The 10105-nt window shown below is 70.3% G+C and carries 11 protein-coding genes; 4 read left to right on the top strand and 7 right to left on the bottom strand.

Features of this window, described 5'->3' with window-relative positions; genetic code table 11:
• Positions 1-32 precede the first annotated feature (32 nt).
• The 6 genes from ACZ6EM_RS08035 to ACZ6EM_RS08010 all read right to left on the bottom strand — a co-directional run bounded on the left by ACZ6EM_RS08035 (position 33) and on the right by ACZ6EM_RS08010 (position 6026).
• Entirely contained in the window at positions 33-830 is a 798-nt protein-coding gene (locus ACZ6EM_RS08035) for an SAM-dependent methyltransferase (RefSeq protein WP_465772019.1), read from the bottom strand.
• A gap of 142 nt (positions 831-972) precedes the next feature.
• Positions 973-2064, bottom strand: a complete 1092-nt coding sequence (locus tag ACZ6EM_RS08030; protein WP_465772018.1) for an alpha/beta hydrolase — start codon at positions 2062-2064, stop codon at positions 973-975.
• Positions 2061-2867, bottom strand: a complete 807-nt coding sequence (locus ACZ6EM_RS08025) for a 2-oxo acid dehydrogenase subunit E2 (protein ID WP_465772017.1) — start codon at positions 2865-2867, stop codon at positions 2061-2063. Before ACZ6EM_RS08025 ends, ACZ6EM_RS08030 begins: the two co-directional genes overlap by 4 nt.
• Entirely contained in the window at positions 2864-3091 is a 228-nt protein-coding gene (locus ACZ6EM_RS08020) for an acyl carrier protein (RefSeq protein WP_380358373.1), read from the bottom strand. Before ACZ6EM_RS08020 ends, ACZ6EM_RS08025 begins: the two co-directional genes overlap by 4 nt.
• Entirely contained in the window at positions 3088-4989 is a 1902-nt protein-coding gene (locus tag ACZ6EM_RS08015; RefSeq protein WP_465772110.1) for an HAD-IIIC family phosphatase, read from the bottom strand. The genes ACZ6EM_RS08020 and ACZ6EM_RS08015 overlap by 4 nt, the downstream gene beginning before the upstream one ends.
• Positions 4990-4994: 5 nt before the next feature.
• Positions 4995-6026 carry a 3-oxoacyl-ACP synthase III family protein gene (locus tag ACZ6EM_RS08010; protein ID WP_465772016.1) on the bottom strand — a complete coding sequence of 344 codons (1032 nt, stop codon included), beginning with the start codon at positions 6024-6026 and terminating at the stop codon, positions 4995-4997.
• 354 nt (positions 6027-6380) lie between these two features.
• On the opposite strand from ACZ6EM_RS08010, the gene ACZ6EM_RS08005 reads away from it, so the two are divergent.
• From ACZ6EM_RS08005 to ACZ6EM_RS07990, 4 genes are all read left to right on the top strand, one after another.
• Positions 6381-7457, top strand: a complete 1077-nt coding sequence (locus ACZ6EM_RS08005; RefSeq protein WP_465772015.1) for a cytochrome P450 — start codon at positions 6381-6383, stop codon at positions 7455-7457.
• Positions 7454-7681, top strand: coding sequence for a ferredoxin (locus ACZ6EM_RS08000; protein WP_465772014.1), 228 nt, complete (start codon positions 7454-7456; stop codon positions 7679-7681). Before ACZ6EM_RS08005 ends, ACZ6EM_RS08000 begins: the two co-directional genes overlap by 4 nt.
• Positions 7682-7814: 133 nt before the next feature.
• A complete protein-coding gene (locus tag ACZ6EM_RS07995) occupies positions 7815-8678 on the top strand; it encodes an AfsR/SARP family transcriptional regulator (RefSeq protein ID WP_465772013.1) in 864 nt (287 codons plus the stop codon).
• Positions 8679-8777: 99 nt separating this feature from the next.
• Positions 8778-9191 (top strand): allene oxide cyclase barrel-like domain-containing protein, encoded by a 414-nt coding sequence (locus ACZ6EM_RS07990; protein WP_465772012.1) that lies wholly within the window; start codon positions 8778-8780, stop codon positions 9189-9191.
• 43 nt (positions 9192-9234) lie between these two features.
• Here the strand turns inward: ACZ6EM_RS07990 and ACZ6EM_RS07985 are convergent, their stop codons facing one another.
• Positions 9235-10068, bottom strand: coding sequence for a thioesterase II family protein (locus ACZ6EM_RS07985; protein WP_465772011.1), 834 nt, complete (start codon positions 10066-10068; stop codon positions 9235-9237).
• Positions 10069-10105: the final 37 nt, after the last annotated feature.

Genomic DNA, 10105 nt, shown 5'->3' with positions numbered 1-10105 from the left:
TCGTGGCCGCTGTCCCCAGCGGCCGGCGCGCCCTAGTTCTTGCGGGCGACGCCCGCGTAGATGACCATCTCGCTGACCCGGCGCGGGGCGACTTCCCCGGCCCGCCACTCGGTGGTCTCGACCAGACCGGGAGGCAGCAGTTCGAGACCGTCCAGGAAGCGGCCGATCTGGGCCTTGGAACGGTTGGCGTTGAGTTCGATGCTCCGCTTCTCGAAGGCCCGGTCGGTGGTCGCGGCGAGGTCGTCGAGTTCGGCCAGCGACACGTGGGAGAGCACCAGGTGGCTCCCGGCGGGCAGAGCGTCGAGCAGCAGCCGGACGGCCGCCCACGGGTCCTTGCCGTCCGGGACGAAGTGCAGGACGGCGACCAGCAGGAGCGCCACCGGCTGTTCGAAATCGATGAGTTCGCGCACCCGCGGGTGGTCGAGGAGGCTCTGCGGGCTGCCGAGGTCGCCGAGGATCACCGCGATGCCGTCCTGGCCCTGGACCAGCGACTCGGCGTGCACGGCGACAGTGGGGTCGTTGTCGACGTACACCACGCGCGCCGAGGGGTCGATGGCCCGGGCGACGGCGTGCACGTTGTCCTGCGTGGGCAGTCCCGAGCCGATGTCGAGGAACTGGCGGATGCCGACCTCCTCGGTCAGGTAGGTGACGGCGCGGATCAGGAAGTCGCGGTTCGCACGCGCGGCGGCGAACACTCCCGGGTCGGTCACCGCGATCTCGTCGACCAGTGCGCGGTCGACCGGATGGTTCTCGGTGCCGCCGAGCAGGTAGTCGTACATCCGCGCCAGGCCTGGGCGGGTGGTGTCGAGCTCGGTGGAGGTGTCACTCACGGAATCGTCCGATCTTCGTAGGAAGTTGATGTAACGCCGGACGCCGTCCCCGAACGGCTCGCGGGCGTCCGGCGGCGCGGGCCCGGCGGCGCGGGCGTCCGGCGGCGCGGGCGTCCGACGGCGCGGGCCCGACCGCACGTGCTCAGCGGCGCAGGCCTACAAGGAGCCGACGGAACCGGAGCAGGGTGGCCGCGGCGGACAGCAGCACGGGACCGGGCCCGCGCACACCCCTCATCCGCAGCAGCGAGCGGAAGATCCACACCTTGGTCTCGGCGGCGTTGCCGGGGCCGGCGTGCGCGTCGCGGTACTCGAGGACCTCGGTTCGCCGGGTCCTGGTGCGCAGGCGCACCACGTCCGCGCCCGGGATGATCGCGTCCTCCTGGGTCGCCAGGTAGTGGACGGGAATGTCCAGGGCCGCGAGTTCCTCATCGGTGAGCGCCCAGGATCCCATGTCGCCGGTGATCGCCTCCGCCCCCGCGCCCGTGAGGCCGGCCAGCGTGTCCACGGTGATCCCGGGCAGGCCGCGGCGCCAGTCCGGGTCGGTGAAGAAGGCGCTGACAGGAGCCGCGATGGTGATGATTCCCCTGATTCGCGGGTCGTGGACGGCGCACCGGAGCGCGGAGTGGCCGCTGAAGCTGAGGGTCAGTGCATAGGTCTGCCCGACGTCCGCGGACTCGGCGACGGCGTCCAGCAGTTGCGGGATCATCCGCCAGCTGTCGGCGGTATACGGCAGCGGGTTCTCCCCCACTCCGGGCAGCTCGGCGACCAGGACGGCCATGCCGAGCCGGGCGGCCCGGCCGAGCAGCGGCATCCACTGCTCCTTGATGCTGATGATGCCACCCATCACCAGCAGGAGCGGCCGCCGCTCGGCGCCGCCCAGGCCGCTCGCCCAGCACGGCACCTTCTCGCCGAGTACGGGCAGTTCCAGCCGGACCACGCCGTGGTCGGCGGCCCAGGCGGCGCACGTCTCCACGCACTTGCGCAGCGCGCGTTCCCGGGCCGGGCCGTCGACCGCCGGGAACCTCGCCAGGTTGTAGTAGCCACAGGCATCGAGCAGCCGCCCCTCGGCCTCCAGCCGGGCCGCGGCGCGGCTCCACTCTCCCGCCCAGGACCCGGGGGCGTCCTGGTCGTCGGACTCGATCCGCTCGCAGACCGCCCGGTACGCGGCCTGCGGGATGTTCTGGGCCCGCGCGTGGGCCAGCCCGTACAGCTTGAGTTCGGCCACGTCGTTCATTCGGCTCCCCTGCCGGACCCGGTCGGATCGGAACGGCGGAGCGCGGCGGGCACCTGGAAGTCCTCCAGCGCGCTCTTGATGTCGGCGAGCAGGTCGGCGGCCTCGGCGCCGTCCACCACCCGGTGGTCGAAGGCGAGGTTGACGCGCAGCACGGGCGCGATCACCACCCGGCCGTCGCGTACCACCGGCCGGTCGGTGATCCGGCCGAGCCCGAGGGTGATGGTGGTGCCGCCGACGGAGTGGAATCCGTCGACGGGCCGGTGGCCGAGCGAGGAGACGGCGAGCGTGCCCATGATCCGCCGCCGACCGGCCGGCGGGCGCAGGGCCCGCCGGAAGAGCAACGCGCCGAGCGGGACCGGGAGCCGCTGCAACCGCCGGACGGGCGCGAACTCGGCCATCCGAGCCGGGTCACCGTCGCGGTAGTGCGCGAGCCAGGTCTGGATCTCGTCGAGGTCGGCCCGGTCGGCATCGGGCAGCACCGCCGAGAGCACGGCCCGCTCGCCGTCCAGGGTCTTGTCCAGCGCCACCTTCACGTCGACCCGGTCATAGGTCTCGATCCGCGGCCGCAGCACGCCGTGCAGCGCCGCGTTGGCGCGCGGGTGGGCGGCGAGTGCCCGGGCCGCGGCCTGCACGACGACGGCGACCGCCGAGTACCGCCGTCCGCTCTCGCGGGCGGCCTCGCGCGCCTGCTGGACCCGGCTCATGTCGACGTCCGTGTCGAGGAAGACGGGAGCGAAGCCGCGGATCGCGCGCAGGAAGTAGTACGTGTGGCGGCGCTGCCGCACCAGCGGCCCGATGCTCACGCGCCCACCGCCAGCCGGTGGACGTGGGCGAGCGTGGGTGCCTCGATCACCTGCGGGAGGGACAACCGTCGACCGGTCTCCCGTTCCAGGACGGTCAGCAACCACATCACGTGCAGCGAGTCCCAGCCCGGCACCTCGTCGATGTCGCGGTGCAGGTCCTCGACGGTGATCGGGACCCCGAGCTGATCGCCGATCAACTCCGCGAATTCGTCCAGACTTTTCAACGTCCCTCCTTCTCAGGGCGGTTGGCGGACTCCGTGCGGTCGATGAGCCGGATGTGGCCGGGCACGGCCGGCAGTTCCTCCAGCACGTGGCGGTAGGCCGTGGTCGCCCCGTCGCCCCCGGTCTCCCGGAACCCGTGGTCGGGGTAGAGGCGGGCCACCTTGGCGTTCTTCGCCGTGGCCCGGTACTCGGCCTCGACGGCGTGCACGCCCCGCGCCTCGGCCCGCCTCAGCACGGCGGCGAGGCAGGCGCCCTCCACACCGCGGGCCAGTACCCGGCAGCTCAGCAGGAAGTTCTCGACGGTCAGCACCTCACCGGACTGCCGCAGGAACACCGCGCCGGTCAGTCCGCTGCCGCCGAACCGGTCGCCGACCCGTACCGACAGCACCGTCCGCGTGGGGTCGTCGATCCGGTCCTGCACGTCGGCCGGCTGGAGCCGCTCCGTGGTCAGGTTGAACTGGTTCGTGCGCAGGGTCAGTTGGGAGAGCCTTTGGATCTCGCCGGGTTCCGCCGGAGCGAGCGTGACGGTGATGCCGAGGTCCGCCAGGTAGCCGTCGAGGCTGGCGTGCGCGGTGCGCAGTTCGCCGCGCGCGGCGTCGGCCCGGTACATCGCGGTGCGTTCGCCGTCCTCCGCGGTGACCTCTCTGACGTTGAACCAGCCGTCGGCCAGCAGTTTCTCGACGTGCAGGGCGGGCTCCGTGTCGAGCGGGACCACGTCCACCTCGGGGCAGTGCTCCCGCACGACCCCGCACTCGTGGGGGCTGTCGTCGACGAAGACGAAGCTGTCGAGGCCGATGCCGATGGCACCGGCGATCTCCCGCAGGTGGCCCGGCTTGGCCTGCCAGTCGGCCCTGACCCGCACGAAGTCGTCCTCGCTCAGAGTCATGCCGGGGTGGGAGCGAAGCACCTCGCGGACCGGTTCCAGGTCGTTCTTGCTGACCGCGGTGAGCAGCACGCCCTGAGCCGCCAGTTGCCGTACCGCGCGCTGGAACGCGGTGAACGCCTTCCCTCGCAGGCCCTCGCCGATCTCGATGCCCTCGAAGCCGTCCTCGCTCAGAACGCCGCCCCACAGCGTCTCGTCGAGGTCGACGGCCAGGCATTTCTTGGTCCGGCCCTGCAGGTGCCGGACCAGGTGCGCGGCCTCCTTCGCATAGGCGGCGAGCAGCGGGGCGGACAGATGGGCACCGGCGTAGGTGCTGAGTCGCGGGTCGCTCGCGGGCACGCCCTCGGCGAGCAGCGGGTCGAGGTCGAGCACCACGACCTGGGGGCTGCGCTCGCCGAGCCTCAGCAGCCGGGCGCCGGCCTCCCGCCACAGGGCGCCGAGGCGGGCGCGCGATCGGTAGTCGACGAGTTGGGCGGTGAAACGACGCAGCAGTGGGAGGGTGTTGAGGACGAGGGTGGCCTCGCTGTGCACGACGAACTGTTCGGCCAGGCCTTCGATCAGGGCGAGCCGGTGGTCGACGGCGGTCCGCACGGCGTCGAGGTCCCAGGGGGTGGGCAGGTCGTCGAGCACCACCATCGGGTCGAGGACGCACAGCACCAGGTCGGGCCGGGAGGCGTGCAGTTCGCCGGCCGGGTCGGAGAGCTCGGCGACGTAGCTGTCGAAGTCGGTGACGGTCGGACGCAACAGCACTCCGTGCCGGGCGAGTTCGGCGGTCAGCGGCGGCACCAGCATGGCGAGGTTTCCGTGCCCGGTGACCGCGACCCGGACCAGCGGCACCTGGGGGTGTGCGCGCAGCACCTCCTCCGGGTCCAGTCGGGCGAGCAGCTGTCCGGCACGCTGGAACTCGGCCTCCGGGGCGACCGACAGCCGGGCGCGCACCTGCGGGTAGTCGGCGGCGAGTCGCCCGGCGCGGTGGAGGTCGAGCAACGAGCCGGGCGTGGCCGTGGTCGCGGTCATCTCGCTCACAACCGCTCGATCGCGAGGCCGGCCCTGATCCACTTGCTGGACTCGACGGAGATGCCCAGGCCGCGGTCACCGGGGCTCATCACGTCCAGCGCCTGTTCGAGCTGGAAGAAGGGCGTGGCGTTGCCGGTGTTGCCGGTCCGTACGACGCAGCTGATCTCCTGGGCGCCGGGCAGTGCGAGGGCTTCGACCACCTTCCGGGTCATCCGGCCGGAGAGCTGGGGCGGCATGACGTAGTGGACGTCCTCGGGTGTCCATCGGAGGTCGGAGAGCAACCGGTCGAGGATCTCGCGGCTCATCCGGGGCACGGAGGCCTCGATCTCCTTGTAGTCCTCGACGGCCGGGATCCGGTCGGACGTCCGGTCGGCCGGGCCGAACCATTCGAGGATCTGACCGGCGGGCCGGCCGAGCCCGGTCAGCCGGACGGAGCTGTGCCGGATCACGGCTCGCGCGCCCTCCGGATCGGCGGCGAGCACCGCGGCACCCGCTCCGTCGCCGAACAGCACGTAGTTGATGAGCTGCTCGGGGCGCATGGCCCCGAAGTCCTGGCCGAGGTCGAAGTACTTCTCGTTCAGTTCGCCGCCGAGGACCAGCGCCCGCCGGTACGCGCCGGTGCCGAGCAGCTGGTGGGCGGCGCTGAGCGCCTGGAACGCCCCGGTGCAACCCGACTGGAGTTGGAACACCGGAAGGTCGTCGATGCCGAGCCGCTCCGCGACCACGGAGGCGGTGGTGGGCAGCAGGCGGTCGGGGGTGGCGGTGCCCATGACCAGCAGGTCGATGTCCTCGGGCGCGAGGGAGGCGGAGTCGAGCGCGCGCCGGCCGGCGAGTTCGGCGAGGTCCGCGAGCGAGTTGCGGCGCTCACCGGTGTCCAGGTCGACGGAGAGGTGCCTGGTGGCCGTTCCGATGAAGAGCTGGATCCACTCCTCCCACTGGTCGCTCGCACCGAAACGTCGCGCGAGTGCCGAATTGTCGACCGGTGGACCGGGAAGGGCAGTCCCGGTTGACACGATATGGATTCCCTCGGGGTGCATCAGATCCCTCCGCGTGGTCGGCGTCGCTGCCCGGCGGGGCCGCTCCGGACGAGATCCTCGGACCGGGTTCTTAAGTGGATTTAAGGCCATCCTTGGGCGCGGCCCTGGAGGTGGTGGCGTTGCCGACCTGACCAACTGCCTTAAGATTGACTTTAGTTGGCAGCACGAGGATCTATGCGGAGGCAATCCAGTCACACCACACCCGGAAGTGAGAATTCCGTGAATGACGTGCCGCTCGGGAATAATATCCTTCAGTTCCCGATTGTTCGCAGTTGCCCATTCACCCCCCCTGCGGAGTACACCGCACTGCGCGCCGGGAGTCCGATCGCCAAGGTCGCCCTCCCCGGCGACCGCGTGGCCTGGCTGGTGACCAAGTACGACTACGTACGGCGACTGCTGGCCGACCCGCGGGTCAGCTCCGACCCGATGAAGCCCGGCTTCCCCTCGCTCGTCGAGGGCCAGCAGGAGGTCGACAAGGCGGGCGTGCTGCCCTGGATGGACCCGCCGCAGCACAACCTCTACCGTCGCACCGTCGTCAACGAGTTCACCTTCCGCCGGATCAAGGCCATGCGCCCCTACATCCAGGGCATCGTCGACGACTGCGTCACCGCGATCCTCGCCAAGCCCGGCGAGGCCGACCTGGTCCAGGAACTCGGCCTGATCGTTCCGTCGCTGGTGATCTGCGAACTGCTCGGGGTCCCCTACGACGACCGCGCGATGTTCCAACAGCGCGCCCGCACCGTCGTCAACCGCACCGTCACCGCCGAGGAGTGGGCCGCCAACCTCGGCGACATGCGGACGTACCTGGCAGACCTCGTCGAACGCAAGAGCGCCGACCTGTCCGAGGACGACCTGCTCACCCGGCTGATCGTCAAGTTCGCGGAGAACGGCCTCGACGACCGCAACCAGCTGATCGGCCTCGCGGTGCTGCTGCTGATCGCGGGCTTCGAGACCACCGCCAGCCTGATCTCGCTGAGCGCGGTCGTCCTGCTCACCCACCCCGACCAGCTGGCGCTGCTCCAGGCCGACCCGGCCACCGCCCCTGCCGCGACCGAGGAACTGCTGCGCTTCATCAGCCACGCCGACCACGTCACCCACCGGGCCGCCATCGAGGACATCGAGATCGACGGGCTGGTGATCCGGGCCGGCGAGGGCATCCTGCTGTCCACCGCGGCGGGCAACCACGACCCCGACGTCTTCGAGGAGCCCGGCACCCTCGATCTCGCCCGCGACAGCCGACACCACCTGGCCTTCGGCTACGGCATCCACCAGTGCATCGGCCAGAACCTGGCCCGACTGGAACTGGAGGTGGTGCTGTCCACCCTGTTCACCAGGATCCCCACCCTGAAGCTGGCGCTCCCCGTCGAGGAACTGCCGTTCAAGCGGGAGACGCTGATCTACGGTTACGACTCCGTTCCCGTCACCTGGTGAGCGTCCCCCGCAGCGGGGACCGCACTGCCCGGGTCACCGTCGACCCCGCCAGGTGCATCGCGGCCGGCCAGTGCGCCAGGGTGGCTCCGGAGGTCTTCGACCAGGACCCGGACGAGGGCACCTCCCTCGTCCTGCGGCCGAACCCCGATCACGCCGACGCGGCCCTCGCCCGTCTCGCGGCCGGCCTCTGCCCCGCCGCCGCGATCCATATCGCCGACTCCTGAAGCGAGGTCCGTCGACCGGCCTGCCTTAGTCGTTTCCGGTCGACGGACCTCGCCCTTCCGCGTTACCCACCACGAGCGCACACCTACCGCTATTGTCACAGGAAGCAATCAACAGGTACGGGGAGAGAGGGAGATGTTCAATAACTTGCAGCTCGTGGGCCTTGGCGAAAGAAGCGGAACCGTCAATTCACCTTTTCGCCTGGATCTTACCGCAGCACAAAGGCTTCACCCTGTCACCTTCGAGGTCCTCGGCCCCGTTTGCGTGAACAGCCATGAGCAGCGACGGTCGGTCAGCGCCCGCAAAGTGGAAATCCTGTTCGCCGCACTGCTGGCCCGGGCCGAACAGAGCGTGGGAATCGACGATCTGATCACCGAACTCTGGGGGGAGCGTCCACCGCTGCGCGCCACTTCGGCCCTGTACGTCTACGTGTCCCAGCTCCGGAAATTCCTGATCAGGGCCGGCTGTACGGGCAGCGTCATCGAAACCCAGCATTCCGGTTACATGCTGCACCTCGGCCCGCACGGGTTGGACGTCGAGGCGTTCCTGTGGCTGGCGCAGAACGGCCGCCAGCACGTCGACCGCGAGGAGCACGAACAGGCAGTCGCGGAATTCAAACGGGCGCTCGGAATGTGGCACGGGCCGGCCCTCGGCAACCTGCGGGACGGGCCCATCGTCAACGGCTTCGCCACCTGGATCCAGGAGCACCGCCTGGAATGCATCGAGATCATGATGCAGTCCAATCTCGCCCTCGGCCGGCACCGCGAGATCATCGGGCAGCTCTACTCGCTCACCGTCGACCAGCCGTTCCGCGAGACCTTCTACCGGCAGCTGATGATCGCGCTCTACCGGTCCGAACGGCGGGCAGACGCACTGAACGTCTACCGAACCGCCCGGGAAACCCTCCGTCGCGACCTCGGTATCGATCCCGGATCCGCGCTGCGCACCCTCCATCAGGAAATCCTCACCGCCGACGACCGGCCGGAGGCCATCGGATGACGAGGACGCCCGCCAGGCCAAGGGAGAAAAAGGCACGGCTTTAGAAGTCGGACCGATCATAGCGGAAAGACTTTCTCCACCATCGAACCAGGGAGCGACATGGTGAACATCGTCATCGACAACGTGACGGAAAAGACGGTCCGCTACCACTACATCGGACAGAACGAGCCGCTGCCGATCCAGAAGGTCGGGGACGCCATCGTCTATTTCGACGAGATCTACGACGCCGACGGCACCACGATCGGACACACTGTCGGTATGGTGACGGCCACGCATGTCGCACCGAACGGCCACCTCATGACCCACTACGAGGAGGCCATCGAGCTCCCCGACGGAACGCTGCGATCCAGCGGCACCATCGACCGGCAGGAAATGCTGGGCGGAGCCTGGGCCCGGTTCCCCGCGATCGGCACCGGAGGCAAGTTCCTCGGACTCACCGGAGTCCGGGAATGGGGCCTGATCCTTCCCGTCTCCACCATGACGGTGAACCTCCGGATCACTCTCAACGGCTGATTTCTTCCACCCCTGGCCGAATTCCGGTCCCGTCCCGGCATGCCTACCGCTGCCGGGACGGGACCGTTTTCCGGTCGGGACCGACCGGTTCCGCCGCCGCCCGGACCACCGCGCCGAGCCGCGAGGCGAACGGCCCGGCCGACTCCCGCAGGAAGAAGAAGTGCCCACCGTCGAAACGGTGCAGCGCACCCCCCGCCGACCCGGCCCCGACCCAGGCGAGCGCGTCCCGCTCGGTCACCAGCGGATCCGCGACACCGTGGAAGACGTCGACCGGGCAATCCAGCGGCGCCGTCGGCGAGGTGCTCCGCGTCGCGCACAACCGTAGGTCGGCGCGGGTCAGTTCCAGCACCGGCCGGTACCAGTCCGGGTACCTCAGCAGGTCAGGGGACAAGCCCCCGCAGTCCACGATCCTCTCCAGCAGGTTCTCGTCGGAGTCGACGTGTGCCGCGACCAGGGCCGCCGGCAGCCGCGGCCCCCGGGCCGCCCCGGCGACGAGTCGGTCGGGGATCCGCACACCCCGTTCCTGCCGACGGGCCACCAGATCGTGCGCCACCAGGGCGCCCATGCTGTGCCCGTAGAACACGTGCGGCCCGGCCAGGTACGGGTCGAGCTGCTGGTCGAGGACGGCCACCAGCTCCGCCATCGAGCCGGGTCGTCGGTCCCGCAGCCGGTTCTCCCGGCCGGGCAGCTGGACCGGCAGCACGTCCGCGGCGGGCGCGAGGGCGGTACGCAGCGCGGTGAACACCGATGCGCTGCCACCGGCGTGAGGGAAGCAGAACAGCACCGGTCGCCCGTCCGCCGCGGGGCCGGCCGTCAGGTACGGCGTGGTCGCGGCCGCTCGGCCGGAGCCGGGGGTGGGTTGGTCCCGATCGCGCATGCGAGTACCTCTCCTGGGTTTTCCACCATGCTCGGTG

It is taken from the genome of Kitasatospora sp. NPDC041917, from assembly GCF_055589745.1.
The sequence above is the reverse complement of the archived record's forward strand: the minus strand, read 5'-3'. Positions and strand labels throughout refer to the sequence as shown.

Bases quoted from the DNA above. Each gene is read 5' to 3' on its own strand.
- ACZ6EM_RS08030 (WP_465772018.1), bottom strand. From the start codon at position 2,064: ATGAACGACGTGGCCGAACTCAAGCTGTACGGGCTGGCCCACGCGCGG.
- ACZ6EM_RS08015 (WP_465772110.1), bottom strand. From the start codon at position 4,989: ATGACCGCGACCACGGCCACGCCCGGCTCGTTGCTCGACCTCCACCGC.
- ACZ6EM_RS08010 (WP_465772016.1), bottom strand. From the start codon at position 6,026: ATGCACCCCGAGGGAATCCATATCGTGTCAACCGGGACTGCCCTTCCC.
- ACZ6EM_RS07995 (WP_465772013.1), top strand. From the start codon at position 7,815: ATGTTCAATAACTTGCAGCTCGTGGGCCTTGGCGAAAGAAGCGGAACC.
- ACZ6EM_RS07990 (WP_465772012.1), top strand. From the start codon at position 8,778: ATGGTGAACATCGTCATCGACAACGTGACGGAAAAGACGGTCCGCTAC.
- ACZ6EM_RS07985 (WP_465772011.1), bottom strand. From the start codon at position 10,068: ATGCGCGATCGGGACCAACCCACCCCCGGCTCCGGCCGAGCGGCCGCG.